The organism is Bradyrhizobium sp. ARR65, assembly GCF_000472385.1.
Classification (GTDB): domain Bacteria; phylum Pseudomonadota; class Alphaproteobacteria; order Rhizobiales; family Xanthobacteraceae; genus Bradyrhizobium.
In genome coordinates this window covers 1-16,071 of sequence record NZ_AWZU01000035.1, presented here as the reverse complement: position 1 = coordinate 16,071, position 16,071 = coordinate 1, and the positions used below count along the sequence as shown (strand labels likewise).

The following is a 16,071-nucleotide window of genomic DNA, read 5'->3' as shown; positions in this document are numbered from 1 at the left end:
TCAGATGCAATACCCCTCTCGGATGCCGTAGCGCCTGCCATCGAGGACCAAATCAAGGTCGCGGATGGCGCGCCTTGCAGCCTTTCTGCTCCGACGCGCAATATTCCGGAGCACGGCAAGGCCGAATAGTTCGCTTCCTTATGGTGTAAACGGCCATAAGCTGGCACGCTAGTTGCCTTCAAGGCGGGAAATCCGCGCCAACCGAGGGGCTACGCCATGTCGACCATTACCGCCACCGCGCCGGCGGCGCGAAAGCCACTCTATGCCTCCCTGTTCGTTCAGGTGCTTGCGGCGCTTTTCTTGGGCATCGCGCTCGGCGTCGCCGCTCCCGAGTTTGCCGTCAGCTTGAAAATTCTCAGCGACGGCTTCCTCAAGCTGATCTCGATGATCGTCGCGCCGATCGTGTTTTGCGTGGTGGTGCATGGTATCGCCGGTGCCGGCGATCTCAAGAAGGTCGGCCGGGTCGGCGTCAAGGCGCTGATCTATTTTGAGGTGATGACGACGATCGCGCTAGTGGTTGGGATTCTGCTCGCCTTCCTGTTCGGCCCCGGCCACGGCATGAACATCGATCCGTCGACGCTCGATGCCAAGGCGCTCTCGACCTATGCCGGCAATGCGCAGAAGCTGAAGGGCGAGGGCATCGGCGCGTTCCTGTTGAACATCATCCCCAGCACCTCATTCGACGCGCTGGCCCGCAACGACGTGCTGCAAGTGCTGTTTTTCGCCATCCTGTTCGGTGTCAGCCTGTCGCTGGTCGGCGGCGAAAAGGGTGAGAAGGTCTCCTCGATGATCGAGGCCGTCTCGACGGTGCTGTTCCGGGCGATGGGTCTGATCGTCCGCGTGGCGCCACTCGGCGTGCTCGGCGCGGTGGCATATACGGTCGGCAAATATGGTGTCGGCTCGCTCAAGCAATTGATCTCGCTGGTCGTGCTGTTCTATGTCTCGGTCGCGATCTTCGTGCTGGGCGTGCTCGGTTCCGTGATGGCGCTGGCCGGATTGAATATTCTCAAGTTCCTCGCCTATTTGCGCGAGGAATTGATGATCGTCCTGGCGACCGCGTCCTCTGATGCCGTGCTGCCGCAGGTCATGCGCAAGCTCGAGCGCATCGGGGTAAAGGATTCCGTGGTCGGCCTCGTGATCCCCACGGGCTATTCCTTCAATCTCGACGCGTTCTCGATCTATCTGACGCTTGCGGTCGTGTTTATCGCGCAGGCGACCAACACGCCGCTGTCGCTGGGGGACCTGCTGCTGGTCCTCGGCGTCTCCCTGATCACCTCGAAGGGCGCGCACGGCGTGCCCGGCTCCGCCATCGTGATCCTGGCCGCGACCTTAAACGCGGTGCCGAGCATTCCCGCAATTGGTCTGGTGCTGGTGCTGTCGGTCGACTGGTTCATCGGCATGGCCCGCGCGCTCGGCAATCTCATCGGCAATTGCGTCGCCACCGTCGTGGTCGCGGCCTGGGAAGGCGATCTCGACAGCACCAAGGCCGCCCAGGTGCTCGATGGCAGCGAATTGGTTGACGTCACCACGGGTTAGTTTCCGCCGAGCACAAGCGTGGATCTAAACCCGTCATCCCGAGGCGCTCGCGAAGCGGGCAGGATGAACAGCTCCGCTGCAACCACTCGGGCCGTCGCCCTTCGAGGCCGCGGCTTCGCGTCGGCACCTCCAGCGACAAACGGCGAAAGCCGTTTGCGCGGGGGTGACGCTTATGGTTGGAGGTTCGTTTTCAACCAAACGGGATCGAGCAGCCGTTACTTCCCGCCAGCATCCGCATGGAAATTCTCAACGAACCGCAACAGCACCCGCGCGCCGGCATCGACATCGGCGAGCTCGACATGCTCGTCCGGATGATGGCTGATGCCACCGCGGCAGCGCACGAAGAGCATGCCGACATCGGCGATGTCGATCATGGCCATGCCATCATGTCCCGCGCCGCTCGGCAGCTCGAACACCCGAAAGCCCTCGCCTGAGATGGCATCTGCGATTCGCGCCCGCAGCCACGGCGCGCAAGGCGCGGTCCGATTCTCATGAGTGACATCGATCTGCAAGCCGAGTTCACGCCGTTTCGCGATCTCCTCGATGCGGCGAACGACATCGGTGACCGCTCGCCGGCGATGCATATCGGTCGGCGCACGCATGTCGATGGTGAAGGACACTTCGCCCGGAATGACATTGGTCGCACCGGGCGAGGCATGGATATAACCGACGGTGCCGACCAGCCCGCCCTGATCTGTGTTGCAAAATTCCTCGATCGCGCTGATGCATTCGGCGGCACCGGCGAGCGCATCGCGCCGCAATGCCATCGGCACCGTTCCGGCATGCCCCGCCATTCCCGTCAACCGTGCCGCTAGCCGCGTCGCGCCCGCAATCGCGGTGACCACGCCGACCGGCAGATCCTCCCGCTCCAGCACCGGCCCCTGCTCGATGTGCAATTCGACATAAGCCAGCAATTCGCCGCGCACGCGCGCCGCTCGCCCGACATGATGAGGATCGAGGCCGAATTCAATCAGCGCATCGCGCATCGCGATTCCCGCCTTGTCGCGCAAAGCCAGCACGCTTTCATCGAACGTACCCGCGACCGCGCGGCTGCCGAGCAGGGTCGAAGCGAAGCGAACGCCTTCCTCATCAGCAAAGCCGATGACCTCGATCGCCAACGGCAGCCGCCGGCCTCGCTTGTTGAGATCGGCAACACAGGAAATCGCCGTGATCAGCCCGAGCGGACCGTCCCATTTACCGGCGTCGCGTACGGTGTCGTAGTGCGAGCCGAGCATCAGGCACGGCAGGCCGGGAGATATCCCCTCGTAGCGGCCGCAGACATTGCCGATCGCATCCAGGTGTGCGCGCATCCCGGCCGCTCGCATCCAGCCCAGGATGAGTTCGCTCGCGGCGCGATGTTCCCTGCTAAGAAAGATGCGCGTGAGCTTGTCCGCGCTCTCGGAAATCCTTGCAAGTTCATTGATCCGCGCAACGATCGCGCGACCAAGCGAGAGGTCGTCACGCCCGGCAGTTTCCGCGTCTATCTTGCTCATCTTTCCCAACAACGGATCTAAGGCGCAGAACCGCAAACAGCTTATCGCCCCAAGCCAGCTTTGAGGCTTCGGCTTCGCTTAACTCCCTTGCATACAATCGATGCAGCTTCAATATTAATCACCTGAACTGACGCCGGCAGCGAACAGGGGCTGACGCTGCTGTGCTTTTGGTCAGCGAGGATCTGGACGAACTGTTGGAATTGTCGGATCGTTTGGTCGTGATGTTCCACGGCCAGTTCGTCTACGGGGGCGCGCGCCAGCGAAGCCGACCAGACGGAAATCGGCCGTCTTATGGCGGGCCTTTGATGATGCAAGATATGACCAGTCTTAAGCCAAGCGCGCGCGACGAAGTTTTTTTACGCCGATCGTTCGAGATCGCGCGCCGGTCGCGGGCTCACGGCAATCACCCGTTCGGGGCCGTTCTCGTCGACAGTGCCGGCAAGGTGCTGATCGAGAGCGAGAACGGCTATATGCCCGCGCATGACGGCACCGCCCATGCCGAGCGCCTGCTGGCGACGGAAGCCTGCCGGACGTTGAGCAAGGAGGTCCTTGCGAACGCCACCCTCTATTCGTCCGCAGAGCCCTGCGCAATGTGCGCCGGTGCGATCTATTGGGCGGGCATCGGCCGCGTGGTTTACGCCTTAAGTGAGCGCCGCCTGCGCGGCGTGACGGGCAATCATCCGGAGAATCCGACGCTCGATCTCCCCTGCCGCGAAGTCTTCAGAAGCGGCCAGCGCCCGACCGAAGTGGTCGGGCCCCTGCTCGAGGACGAGGCGGAGGCGCTGCACGAGAGCGTGTGGGAGAAGTAGCGGCCGGCGGCTGAAGCCCTCGAACAAGAGTTGATCCGTAGGTGGGGCGAGGGCGCGCTTGCGCCCTGCCCTTCGGATCGTAGCGCCACGTCTGCGTTGGTGGTCTGCGTTGGTGGGCATGGTTATGCCTTCGCTCTTCGAGCTACGGCGGCCAAGTCGCTTTGCTCATCCCACACACGACGCAGCAACTGCCCCCAATTCTCACCAGGCTCAATCCTTTATGAACGCAAGCAGGTCGGCGTTGATGACGTCCGCGTGGGACGTCAGCATCCCGTGGGGGAACCCCGGATAGACCTTGAGCTTGCCATTCTTGAGAAGCTTGATGCTCAAGCGGGCAGCAGCGTCGATCGGCACGACCTGGTCGTCATCGCCGTGCATGACGAGCGTCGGCACATCGATCAGCTTGAGATCCTCGGTCTGGTCCGTCTCCGAGAATGCCTTAATGCCTTCGTAGTGCGCCTTGGCGCTGCCCATCATACCTTGGCGCCACCAATTCTGGATCATGCCCTGCGACACCTTCGCGCCTGGGCGGTTAAAGCCGTAAAACGGACCGGAAGCCACATCGAGAAAGAACTGCGAGCGATTGGCCGCGAGCGCGGCGCGAAGGCCATCAAATACCTCGATCGGCGTGCCACCTGGATTGGTCGCGCTCCTCACCATGATCGGCGGAACGGCGCTCATGAGCACGGCCTTAGCGACGCGGCCCTTGCCGTGACGGGCGACATAGCGCGCGGCCTCGCCGCCTCCGGTCGAGTGGCCGATATGAACTGCGTTCCGTAAATTCAGGTGCTCCGCGACGGCTGCAGCGTCAGCTGCATAGTGATCCATGTCATGGCCGTCGCTGACCTGACTGGACCTGCCGTGACCGCGCCGGTCGTGGGCCACGACGCGGTAGCCCTTGTTGACGAAGAAGAGCATCTGGGCATCCCAATCATCCGACGACAACGGCCAGCCGTGATGGAAGACAATTGGCTGCGCCTCCCTTGGACCCCAGTCCTTGTAGAAGATCTGGACGCCGTCCGTGGTCGTAACGTAACCCATGGGAACTCCCCTTGCTGATCTCGGCATCGAATTCGGGCGCCGTATCGGGACAAGTCTGCTTCAGAGGCGGGCCCTTCTCTTTCCAGTTCTGGCACAGTTTTCTGGAATGCACGACACTATCCGACAGCCAAAAGGACAACATGAGCGCCGTTGGATCAGGCGACAGCACATTATGCGGCCTGTCACATAAATTGGTGACGCCGCGATTGCTCGCGGCGCCACCGTTCTGACTTGGAGGAATCGGCCAATCAGAACTTAACGGTGATGCCGGTGTAGACCGTCGACTCGGTGCAGCTATTGTTGCTGACCCCGGGGGCGATGTTACAGGCAGTGCTGTTCTTGTGGTCCAGACCGAACTTGTTCTGCCAGTAGCGGTAGGCGACCCAGACGTCGACGAAGTGAGTGAATTTCGGACCCCAGATCGCCTTCGAGGCATCGAATGTCAGACGGATCGGCTCGGAATTGAACTCCACAGCAGTGGACGTGCCGGGGAGCGGCGCGTTCTCAGCTCCCTTCTTGCCATACCAGGCCGCGCGGCCGCTGATCGACCAGAACTGCATGTTCTCGGGCAGGAATCCGAGATCCATATAATAGTTGGTTTCCACTGCCCAGGTCGGATCGAAACTGCGGTTGCCGTCGGCCAGGCAGTTCACGCCGGGAACGGCCGCCGCAGGCAGTTGCCATCCGGCGCCGCACTGGACGAAGGCGTTGCGGTTGTAGAATTCGTAATACAGCAAGGGTGCGACGTTGAAGAAGCCTTTATAGGGCAGGTCGAACTGGAACTGCAGACCGGCGACGACGTCACGCTTGGCGGGCGCGAGATAGTTGTTCTCGGTGTTGGCATCCATGCCGACCTCGAACGAGATGTTGTGCAGCGGACCCCAGCTAAAGGCCTTGGTGCCAAACAGTTCGTTCCAGCCGAAGGTCGAACGAAACAGGCCGTAGATTTCCGTCGCACCCTCGCATGACGCGGGAACGGTGGCGAAGCCGGCCAGCGGAGAGGTGATCACGCCGGCATTCGTGCAAGGGTTGGCCGGATCGTTGTGGTCCGACTTGAACATCGAGATGGTGAAGAAGTTGGTGCCGTACTGCCAGATATCGAAGTGCGTGAAGGAGTAGACCTGCTTCGCCGTGGCGCCGTCGATGCCACCATTCGGACGGATCGAGTAGACGCCCGGGTCGGTACCCTTCGGCATCCAGGAGAAGGTGACGCGGTCATCGACCAGGATGAACCACGGCAGATCCGGCACCGCCTTCTTGATCAAGGCCTTGACCGGAAGATCCGCGGCCATTGCGACCCCGGTAGAAGCAGACGCCGCCAATGACAGCGCCACGGCTGCAATGGCTGTTTTAACGAACGACATTCTTAAGTACCCCCAAGTTGACGAGCGGACGATCAAGGCCCTGCTGCGACACTTGCGCCGTTCCCCGCATCCGAGAAGCCTCAACTTTCTCCACTGCGTGCTGCGAGTTTCATCAAGGACGCTCGATCGAGTGCCGATCCGCGCGGAGAGCAGAGCCGCGCAACATCGACGACGCAACCTCTGCGAGCTCACGGTGATTTTTGGATTCGTTCTTATTTTCGAGGACTTTTTCGCGCGGCGAGTTCCGCGCGCGCGTCCAACGGAGGACGCAAATCACATTTCGCTGCAGTCGCGATGAATTGAATGATCCTGCTCATACATTCAGCAGGGCTGATGAGCGGCATTTGATTTGCGACGACAGTCACAAATTTGCAACAGCGCACCGCTTGTCGAACACATCAGACTCGATAGCGGTTGCCGCAGCACAATACCTTTGCCGCGAAGACAGCAGCGAAAGGGAATCAATCACGGCCGCCTGCTAAAGAACTAGGCAGATGCTGGCGCTTTTTCGTTACTTACAACGCGCGTTGTCCCTATCCGGCGTGCATGGCGCGCGCAGCCGCGCTGTGGCGCCGGATCAGATCGGCGACATCAAGCCCGGGAATGGCACCGTCCGTCACGACCCACTTGCCGGCAACCATCACGCGGTCCGCGCGATGCGCACCGCACAGCACCAGAGCGGCAAGCGGATCGCCATGGCCGGAGAAGCGCAATTCGTCGAGCTTGAACAGTGCAAAGTCGGCGGCCTTGCCGACGGCGATCTCGCCGAGCTCGGGCCGGCCAACGCAGGCGGCGGATCCCTGGGTCGCCCAGCGCAACGCATCCTTGTGACCGACCTTGAGAACGCCGTAGCGCGCCCGCTGCAGCAGGAACGCGGCGCGGACCTCTTGCATGAGATTGGAGGCATCGTTTGACGCGGAGCCATCGACGCCAAGACCAATTGCCACGCCCGCCTCTTCCATCTCGCACACCGGGCAGCAGCCGGAGGCCAGGAGCTGATTGCTGCAGGCGCAATGGCTGATTGTCGTCTTCGCCTTGCCCAGCCGCTTCATCTCCTCCGCATTGAAGAAAATCCCGTGCGCGAGCCAGGCACGGGAATTGAGCCAGCCGCATTGTTCCAGATAGTCCAGCGGACGGCAGCCATAAGTCTGCTCACAGAATCTGTTCTCGTCCTCGGTCTCCGCAAGATGCGTATGCAGGCGAACGTCGAGCTTCTCCGCGAGCTCCGCGGTCTTGCGCATCAGCGAGGTCGTCACCGAAAACGGCGAGCACGGAGCGAGTGCGATCTGCACCATCGCATCCTCACCGCGCTGGTGGTGCTTTGCGACGACGCGTTCACTGTCGGAGAGAATCGTGTCTTCGTCCTGGACGACGCTGTCCGGCGGCAAACCACCGTCGCGCTGGGACAGGTTCATCGAGCCGCGGGTCAGGAGCGCCCGCATGCCCAGCCGCTTGGCCACCGCAACCTCGATGTCCACGGCATCCTCAAGCCCGGCCGGAAACACATAATGATGGTCGGTCGTGGTCGTGCAGCCGGACAGCAGCAATTCGGACATCGCCACGCTAACGCCAAGCTCGAGCGCCTCCGGCGTCAGCCGCGCCCACACCGGATAGAGCGCCTGCAGCCATGGAAACAGTTCACGGTCCATGGCCCCCGGCAACGCTCGCGTCAGGGTCTGGTAGAAATGATGATGGGTGTTGATCAATCCAGGCAGCACCACATGTTCGCTGGCATCGAACACCGCCACATGCGCAGTCGCCGGGCGACCGCCGGCGGGTACCAGTTCAACGATCTTGCCTTGGTGAACGACAATGCCGCGCTCGGCCCCCTCCGCGAGAATACTCGCGGGGTCCCTGATCCAGATCGCTTGAGTTTGCTCCATAGCCGGCGTCACCCCATTTTGATCAAGCAGCAAGGCAAATGCGGCTAACCCTGCAATTCAAGGACCAGCCCAATTGGCGTCGGTCTTGCAAGACTGTTACAGGCATGGGCATCACCTTGGAAGCGTTGACGTATCCATGGACTTGAACACGATTAGGGAGGTCGCGCGGCCGCAGACGCGGGCGGAGCTGCCCGTTTGGACGGCAGGCGATGCGTGGCTCGCGGGCGGCACTTGGCTGTTTTCGGAGCCGCAGGTGCAGTTGCGGCGCTTGATCGACCTGACCGACCTGAAATGGCCGCCGCTTACGGTCACCCCATTGGGACTTTCGGTCGCGGCGACCTGCACGATCGCGCAGCTCGACGCACTCGCCTGTCCGCCGGATTGGCTTGCCGCGCCCCTGATCGACCAATGCTGCCGCGCCTTCCTGGCCTCGTTCAAGATCTGGAAGACCGCGACCGTCGGCGGCAACCTCTGCATGTCGTTGCCGGCCGGTCCCATGATCTCCCTGACCTCGGCACTCGACGGCATCTGCACCATCTGGCAGGCTGACGGTGCGGAGCGCAAGGTTGCGGCGATCGATTTCGTCGTCGGCAACCAGCGCAATGTGCTGGCACCGGGCGAGCTGCTCCGCCAGATCGATATTCCGTTCGCGGCCTTGAGGCGGCGTTCCGCCTTCCGCCAGATATCGCTCGCGCCGCTCGGCCGCTCGGGAGCGCTTTTGATCGGCGGCATCACCAGCGAAGGCGGGCTGTTGCTGACGGTTACGGCATCCACCAAACGGCCCGTTCGCCTCTGCTTCAGCACGATGCCGACAACCGGCGAACTGCGCGAAGCGATCCGGCAAACCATCACCGACGATCTCTATCATGACGATCTGCATGGCAAGCTATTCTGGCGCATGCACATGACGCTGCGACTTGCGGAAGAAATCCGTAACGAACTCGCTGACGGGGCGCGGTCATGAGCTTCGAGATCAACGGCAAGACGTTTTCGCAAACGCCGCATGCCGGCCAGTGCCTGCGCACCTTCCTGCGCGAGCTCGGACATTTCGGCGTCAAGAAAGGCTGCGATGCCGGCGACTGCGGGGCCTGCACCGTGCTGATCGACGGCGAGCCCGTTCATAGCTGCCTCATTCCGGCGTTTCGTGCCGAAGGGCGCGCTGTGACCACCATCGAAGGCCTGGCTTCCGACAGTGGACCGCATCCGATGCAACAGGCGTTCCTCGACGCCCAGGCGTTCCAATGCGGCTTTTGCACCGCCGGCATGATCTTGACCTGCGCGTCGCTCAACCAGGCACAGCGCCAGGATCTCGGGGACGCGCTGAAGGGAAATCTGTGCCGCTGCACCGGTTACCGCGCGATCGAGGACGCGCTCGACGGCAAGCGCAATATCGAGGACACCGGTGCAGGTGCCGCCTTCGGCCGCAGCCTTCCGGCGCCGGCAGGGCCGGAGGTGGTACGGGGCACGGTGCGCTACACTTTCGACACAGCGATCGACGGCGTACTGCATATCAAGCTCGCACGCTCGCCGCATCCGCACGCACGGATCATCTCGATCGACAAGACGGCGGCGCTTGCCGTTCCGGGCGTAGCAGCGGTGCTGACACACGAGGACGCGCCCGCCCGCCTGTTCTCCACCGCGCAGCACGAAAAGACCTGGATGGACCCGGAAGACACTTTGGTGCTGGACAGCGTCGTCCGCTTTGTCGGGCAAAAGGTTGCAGCCGTCATCGCGGACACCGAGGCCGCGGCCGAAGAAGGGTGTCGCGCGCTCAAGATCGACTACCAGATCCTGCCCGCCGTCATCGACGTCACTTCCGCGATCATGCCGGACGCTCCCCTGGTACATCCGGATAAGACGCCGGAGCATCGCGTTGCGAATGCCAAGCGCAACATCGTCGCGGAAACGCACGGCGAATACGGCGATGTCGCTACGGCATTGGCAAACGCCGCCGTCACCTACGAAGGCACATTCACGACCCAACGCGTGCAGCACGCGGCGTTGGAGACCCATGGCGGCCTTGCCTGGGTCGACGCAGAGGGAATTCTCAACATTCGCTCGAGCACGCAGGTGCCGTTCCTGACGCGCCGCAGCTTGACCGAAATCTTCGATCTGCCACTCGAAAAGGTGCGCGTGTTTTGCGAGCGTGTCGGCGGCGGCTTTGGCGGCAAGCAGGAAATGTTCGTCGAGGACATCCTGGCGCTTGCCGCACTGAAGACGGGGCGGCCCGTAAAGCTCGAGCTCACCCGCGAAGAGCAGTTCATCGCGACCTCGACGCGCCACCCGATGCGCGTTACCGTAAAGGCCGGCGCCGATGAGAGCGGCGCGCTGACCGCCCTTCAGCTCGACGTGCTTTCCAACACCGGCGCTTACGGCAATCATGCCGGTCCCGTGTTGTTTCACGGCTGCGCCGAGAGCGTCAGCGTCTATAACTGTCCGAACAAGAAGGTCGATGCCGCCGTCGCCTACACCAACACCGTGCCCGCAGGTGCCTTCCGCGGCTACGGCTTGCCGCAAACCTTGTTCGCCGTCGAGGCCGCGATGGACGAGCTGGCCAGGCAGCTCGGCATCAGTCCCTTCGAGATGCGCCGCCGCAACATCATCAAGCCGGGCGATGCCATGCTGTCGCCGCCGCCCTCGGGACCGCACGACGTCCAAATCGCCTCCTATGGGCTCGACCAGTGTCTCGACCTGGTCGAGCGCGCGATGCAGACGGAGCATCCCGAGATCGATCTCTCGTCGGATTGGTTGGTCGGCGAAGGCATGGCGCTGACGATGATCGACACCGTTCCGCCGGATGGACACATTGCCGATGCCACCGTCTCGCTGCGCGAGGACGGCGGATTCGAGCTGACCGTCGGCACGGCGGAGTTCGGGAACGGCACCAGCACGGTGCATCGCCAAATCGCCGCAACCGCGCTGGCGACGAGCGTTGACCGCATCCACCTCCGGCAGTCCGACACCGCTCATGGCGGACATGATACCGGCGCCTATGCCTCGACCGGCACCTTTGTTGCCGGCCGCGCAACGCTGGTGGCCGCCGAAAAGCTGGCCCGTGAGCTCAAGGCCTTTGCATCGCAAGCGATGGAGGTTGACGCGAACGCCTGCAAGCTTGACAACGACGCGGTCGTTTGCAAGGGCAAACGCCTGTCCTATGCAGAGCTGGCGAGATCCGCGCGCGAGGCCGGCAAGATGCTCGCGGCAAGCGGCAACTCCGCCGGCACGCCGCGTTCGGTCGCCTTCAACGTGCAGGGATTTCGCATCGCGGTGAACAAGGGCACCGGGCAAATCAAGATTCTCAGGAGCGTGCAGGCGGCCGATGCCGGCCGCGTCGCCAATCCGATGCAATGCCGCGGACAGGTCGAAGGCGGGGTCGCACAGGCGCTCGGCGCCGCGCTGTATGAGGAGGTCGTCATCGATGAGAGCGGGCGCGTGATCAATCCGCGCTTTCGCGATTATCATCTGCCGTCCTTTGCCGACGTCCCCCGCACCGAGGTCCTCTTTGCCGATACCCACGACGCGCTGGGGCCGATGGGCGCCAAGTCGATGAGCGAAAGCCCGTACAACCCCGTCGCCGCGGCGCTCGGCAACGCGCTGGCCGACGCCACCGGCATCCGATTCACCTGCCTGCCGTTCAAGCCGGACCGGCTGTATCCGCTGCTGAAAGAGAAATTTGGGAACGAATCGCAGGGTGGGTAGAGCCACCGGGTCGCGCGAACGCGCGCCCGATGACAGGCTCCGTGAAACCCACCATCTTCTTCCGCGGCAAGCATCCGGTGGGTTTCGCTGCGCTCTGCCCACCCTACAGGTGACATCAGCTCCCACGATAAGTCGTATAGCTCCAGGGCGTGACCAGGAGCGGCACGTGATAATGGCCTTCGGCCTCGCTCACCGAGAAGCGCAGCGGGATCTCCTCCAGGAAAGGCGGATCCGACAGCGGCACGCCGCGCGCGGCGAAATATTTGCCGACCGAAAACCTTAGCTCGTAACGGCCGATCGGCACCGGCCGACCCCCGATCAGCGGCGCATCGGTGCGGCCGTCCGAATTGGTGGTCGCGCGTGTCACCACGCGGTTCACCCCGAGCTCGGACAGCTCGATCAGTTCGAGCTCGACGCCGGCGGCGGGCTTGCCGCTATGGTTGTCGAGCACATGGGTCGAGAGCCGGCCGTGCACCTTGAGCCGATCATTCGAGGTCACCAGGAGGTCGAGCCGCAGCGCCGCGATCCGGCAGATTTCCTCGATCGACCGCTGCATTTCGGCTATCGCGTCGTTCGGCAGGCGGCGCGCGAAATCGCGCAGGATCGAATCCTTGGTCTGACGGCGGACGCAGACGATATAGGGAAAGCCGAACTTGGCGCGATAGGCATTGTTGACGCGCTCGAACGCCTCGTACTCGGCATCCGACAAGCGATCAAGCCCGGCACTGTTCTGCTCGGCGTCCGACTCCAGCGTCAACCCGGCGGCGCGCTGCGTCTTGTCGGCGAGATCGGGATGCGCCTTGATCAAGGCGAGCCGGAGCTCGGGCGAGGCATGATCGACCGCCGCTTTCATCGCATCGAACAATTGCACGACACCGGCGAAAGGACGAAAGGACGCGGCCTGCTCGGCGATCCACGGAGAATGCTCGAAGATATTTGCAAGTGCCGCGACGAAGTCGCCCTTGCTGCAAATATTCAAATCCGAAAGCGAGACTTGCGACATTGCCTGCCTAGCCTATCGTTGGCGCATGTTCGGCGAGATGCGCCAGCTTCGCGTGCCAATGCTGCGCGATTTGCAGTCGCGTTGGAACCCAGACGCGCTCGTGCTTGAGGATATAATCGAGAAACCGCATCAAGGCTGCGGCGCGGCCCGGGCGGCCGACAATGCGGCAATGCAGCCCGACCGACATCATCTTCGGCGCGTCAGCTCCTTCGGCATAGAGCACGTCGAAGCTGTCCTTCAGATAGGTGAAGAACTCATCACCGCCGCCGAACCCTTGCGCGTTGATGAAGCGCATGTCGTTGGCATCGAGCGTATAGGGAATGATGAGCTGTGGTCCACCCGGCCCCTTGATCCAGTACGGCAGATCATCGGCGTAGGAATCGCACAGATAAAGAAAGCCGCCGGCCTCCATCAAAAGCCTGAGCGTATTGATCGAGGAACGTCCGGTGTACCAGCCGCGAGGACGCATCCCAGTGGCCTCGGTATGCACGCGGATGGCCTCGGCGATCTCCGCGCGCTCGCGTGCCTCCGACATATCCTTGTGCTCGATCCATTTCAGGCTGTGGCTCGCGATATCCCAGCCCGCTTCCTTCATGGCGGCCACCACTTCCGGATTGCGCTTCAAGGCGGTTGCGACGCCAAAGACCGTGGTGGGCAGCTTGCGCTCGGCAAAGATCCGCAACAGCCGCCAGAAGCCGGCGCGCGAACCATATTCGAACATCGATTCGATATTGGCGTGGCGCTGCCCCGGCCATGGCTGCGCGCCGAGCACGTCGGAGAGAAAGGCCTCCGACGCTGCGTCCCCGTGCAGGATGTTGTTCTCGCCGCCCTCCTCGAAATTCACCACGAACTGCACCGCGACCCGTGCCTCGCCAGGCCATTGCGGATGAGGCGGGTTGCGGCCGTAGCCACGCAAGTCGCGAGTATAGGGCTGCTCCGCCATCACACCATCTCGAAACGGATTTTCTGCGCGCCCTGCCACAGCACGGTCTTGCCGAGAATGGGCAGGTTCTCAAGACCCGACGTCAAGGTGATAAAATGGTTGCCGGCGAGCTGCCCGACTTTGCTGGCAAAGTGCACGCCGCCATAGGCGAGAAGGATCTCGGTCTCGCTAATGCCGCCGGGATAAAGGATGATCTGACCCGGCGCGGGATAGCTGGTGTGGTTTTCGTAAGTGACGCCGAAATCCAGATCCCCAAGCGGCATCCAGACGCCCTCGCCGCTCCAGCGTACGTGGATCACCTGGCTCTCAAACGGCATTGCCTTTTTGAAGGCGGCACAGGTCTTGGGCGCGAGCGCTTCTTCGAAACGGGCCTCGAAGGTAAAATCGCCGGCTCGGATAATCAGTTGGCTCATTGCTCGCTCTCATGGTCAATATGTGCGCCGCATCCCATTGCAGCGACAGATGCCGGAAGCAAGGACCATTCCAGCCGGCAACGTGGCGCTCGCTTGAGACGAGACCTCTATTGGTCCTGTCGCCGATCGAACGACATGCCAAAAAACCCGGTTCCCCGCTCTTCCCGCTCCGGCGGCGGTGCCTGCTTGGCCTCGGCCTGCGGCGGTGGCGCGGGCGGTGCCGGAATGTTGTCGCACTTCATGGAATAGACCAGTTCGCCGTTCGCGGTGCGACCGATCGGCGTACAATTGTCGATGCGCGCGCCTGTCGGCTTCGGGGTCAATTTGGTCTGCGCCCAAGCAGGCCCGGCGATGCCGGAGGAGGACAAGAGAAGCATTGCCACCAGGAGTTTCTTCATCAATTCAACTCGTCATGATACCGGCGCAGCATTGAACCGGATCATCCCACGGAAGTCCATCAGCGGGACGGTCGCAGTTGCCGAATATTTAGCCGAAAGCGGGCGCTGACCAAGAAATTTGCTCGCCGCTTCGTGATGCAGGCTGTCGTGATAATCGGCAGGCCTCATCGCTATCTCCCCAGAGGCTCCTGATCCGCGGCGCTGCCGACGCTGCGGCAGTGCCGGGAAAACAAGGGAGACCGAAGATGCAAAAGACAGTCCTAACAATTTTCGTGACGGCCTTGCTGGCGGGATCGATGATCGGGACGGCTACGGCCGGCGAACGTCACCACGCCAGGAAAATCTACCCGCCCGCGCCTGTTGTCAGCGAGCCATGGAGTCCTCCCTACGCTTACGGCGTCCGCGACGCCTACGGCTGGTCTTATCCCGATTATTCCTATTGGCAATCTCGTCTCGAAGGCGGCGTTATTTCCGCGCCGGCCGGCCATTAGGCCGTAATCACGCGCGAAACTCCGTGCCGCTCCGCCGATGCGCTTGCGTGTCGGCGGACCAACGTCCTTCGAAGCCCGTGCGGCGAACGAAGATGAGCCGCGCCTGATACCGAGAGCAACCATTCAGACATGCTTCTGTAGTCTCGCGGCGCGCCCGCGCCCGAGGTTCGCACCAGTGTCGTCCCTCTGAAGATCAGAGGGCGCAGGGAAGGCCGGGTGACCGCATGCACCCGGGGGCCCTCGCGCAAAAGAGAATTGCGCAAGGCGCGTGGACCACAGGTACAGGCGGAGACACTCCGGCCTTCCCTGCGCGGTGGTTTTACGGCTTACTTCGCGCTCTCCCCGGTGAGCCGGGCTTTCTTGCCACCGTCGCCTTGCGGCTGATCATGCATCACGGCCCGGTTGGGCTCCGCACTATTCCACAAAACTTAGCGCCAGCGTCGGGGCGCCAGGACCACACGACTTCGCCGTCCGCGAACCTCTCCACCAGGATTCACCCGACGCACTTTGCGCAAAAGCCGTCGGGGCCTTGATGGAGACGCCTTAAACGCCGCTCGTCCTGCGCGCCGCTCAATCGCTCACGAACGATCGCCCTGCAATTGCCATGGCGCGCGCGGCGCTTTCGCGTCCACCGCATCCCGCACCCCACGTCCGTGACGATCGCGATACGCCCCTTGTATCCAAGAAAACTGTCAGAATGCGCGAACGGGCGGTTCTCGGAAAACCGCCCGTCGCTGGAACTGAGCCCGTTACGCCCCAAAGGCGCAGAGCCTGTTGATCAGAGCGAGGGACAGCTCCGGGGGTCTTCCCAACCCGAACAGTTGCAGGGGCTTCGAGCCCGTATCGAGCAAGGAAGGGAGTGGATGATGGCACAAAATCAGAGCGGTGTCGTCGGCATCGACGTGGCCAAGGACAAGGTGGATGCCTGCATTCGCAGCGTCACATTGCGGCAAACGTTCCCGAACACCGCACAGGGTCATCGCAGGCTGGTGACTTGG

At 62.6% G+C, this 16,071-nt stretch carries 14 protein-coding genes; 5 read left to right on the top strand and 9 right to left on the bottom strand.

Translation table 11 applies throughout. From position 1 onward, the window contains the following. Positions 1 to 216 precede the first annotated feature (216 nt). Positions 217 to 1,536, top strand: coding sequence for a dicarboxylate/amino acid:cation symporter (locus tag F758_RS0129765; RefSeq protein ID WP_024511319.1), 1,320 nt, complete (start codon positions 217 to 219; stop codon positions 1,534 to 1,536). Positions 1,537 to 1,751: 215 nt separating this feature from the next. Here the strand turns inward: F758_RS0129765 and F758_RS0129760 are convergent, their stop codons facing one another. Continuing rightward, positions 1,752 to 3,029: an allantoate amidohydrolase gene (locus F758_RS0129760; protein ID WP_051387069.1), complete on the bottom strand. Its 1,278-nt coding sequence runs from the start codon at positions 3,027 to 3,029 to the stop codon at positions 1,752 to 1,754. Between the two features lie 317 nt (positions 3,030 to 3,346). Here F758_RS0129760 and F758_RS0129755 point away from each other — a divergent pair, with 317 nt between their 5' ends. Continuing rightward, positions 3,347 to 3,838: a nucleoside deaminase gene (locus tag F758_RS0129755; protein ID WP_024511317.1), complete on the top strand. Its 492-nt coding sequence runs from the start codon at positions 3,347 to 3,349 to the stop codon at positions 3,836 to 3,838. Between the two features lie 210 nt (positions 3,839 to 4,048). On the opposite strand, the gene F758_RS0129750 is transcribed toward F758_RS0129755, so the two are convergent. The 3 genes from F758_RS0129750 to F758_RS0129740 all read right to left on the bottom strand — a co-directional run bounded on the left by F758_RS0129750 (position 4,049) and on the right by F758_RS0129740 (position 8,126). Continuing rightward, positions 4,049 to 4,879: an alpha/beta fold hydrolase gene (locus tag F758_RS0129750; protein WP_024511316.1), complete on the bottom strand. Its 831-nt coding sequence runs from the start codon at positions 4,877 to 4,879 to the stop codon at positions 4,049 to 4,051. Between the two features lie 248 nt (positions 4,880 to 5,127). Then, entirely contained in the window at positions 5,128 to 6,243 is a 1,116-nt protein-coding gene (locus tag F758_RS0129745; RefSeq protein ID WP_024511315.1) for a hypothetical protein, read from the bottom strand. Positions 6,244 to 6,776: 533 nt separating this feature from the next. Beyond that, positions 6,777 to 8,126: an 8-oxoguanine deaminase gene (locus tag F758_RS0129740; RefSeq protein WP_024511314.1), complete on the bottom strand. Its 1,350-nt coding sequence runs from the start codon at positions 8,124 to 8,126 to the stop codon at positions 6,777 to 6,779. A 136-nt stretch (positions 8,127 to 8,262) separates the two neighbouring features. Here F758_RS0129740 and F758_RS0129735 point away from each other — a divergent pair, with 136 nt between their 5' ends. Then, positions 8,263 to 9,090 carry an FAD binding domain-containing protein gene (locus F758_RS0129735; RefSeq protein WP_024511313.1) on the top strand — a complete coding sequence of 276 codons (828 nt, stop codon included), beginning with the start codon at positions 8,263 to 8,265 and terminating at the stop codon, positions 9,088 to 9,090. Continuing rightward, positions 9,087 to 11,825 (top strand): molybdopterin-dependent oxidoreductase, encoded by a 2,739-nt coding sequence (locus tag F758_RS0129730; RefSeq protein WP_024511312.1) that lies wholly within the window; start codon positions 9,087 to 9,089, stop codon positions 11,823 to 11,825. The genes F758_RS0129735 and F758_RS0129730 overlap by 4 nt, the downstream gene beginning before the upstream one ends. A gap of 115 nt (positions 11,826 to 11,940) precedes the next feature. On the opposite strand, the gene uraD is transcribed toward F758_RS0129730, so the two are convergent. From uraD to F758_RS49900, 5 genes are all read right to left on the bottom strand, one after another. Then, positions 11,941 to 12,828, bottom strand: coding sequence for a 2-oxo-4-hydroxy-4-carboxy-5-ureidoimidazoline decarboxylase (uraD, locus tag F758_RS0129725; protein WP_024511311.1), 888 nt, complete (start codon positions 12,826 to 12,828; stop codon positions 11,941 to 11,943). A 7-nt stretch (positions 12,829 to 12,835) separates the two neighbouring features. After that, a complete protein-coding gene (gene puuE / locus F758_RS0129720; protein ID WP_024511310.1) occupies positions 12,836 to 13,771 on the bottom strand; it encodes an allantoinase PuuE in 936 nt (311 codons plus the stop codon). Next, the gene (locus F758_RS0129715; RefSeq protein ID WP_024511309.1) at positions 13,771 to 14,184 is read right to left on the bottom strand and encodes a DUF3830 family protein; all 414 of its coding nucleotides are present in this window, start codon (positions 14,182 to 14,184) and stop codon (positions 13,771 to 13,773) included. Before F758_RS0129715 ends, puuE begins: the two co-directional genes overlap by 1 nt. Positions 14,185 to 14,291: 107 nt before the next feature. Beyond that, positions 14,292 to 14,582 (bottom strand): hypothetical protein, encoded by a 291-nt coding sequence (locus tag F758_RS0129710; protein WP_024511308.1) that lies wholly within the window; start codon positions 14,580 to 14,582, stop codon positions 14,292 to 14,294. Positions 14,583 to 14,594: 12 nt separating this feature from the next. Beyond that, positions 14,595 to 14,750 (bottom strand): hypothetical protein, encoded by a 156-nt coding sequence (locus F758_RS49900; RefSeq protein WP_157450199.1) that lies wholly within the window; start codon positions 14,748 to 14,750, stop codon positions 14,595 to 14,597. A gap of 77 nt (positions 14,751 to 14,827) precedes the next feature. On the opposite strand from F758_RS49900, the gene F758_RS49895 reads away from it, so the two are divergent. Then, a complete protein-coding gene (locus F758_RS49895) occupies positions 14,828 to 15,073 on the top strand; it encodes a hypothetical protein (protein WP_157450198.1) in 246 nt (81 codons plus the stop codon). Positions 15,074 to 16,071: the final 998 nt, after the last annotated feature.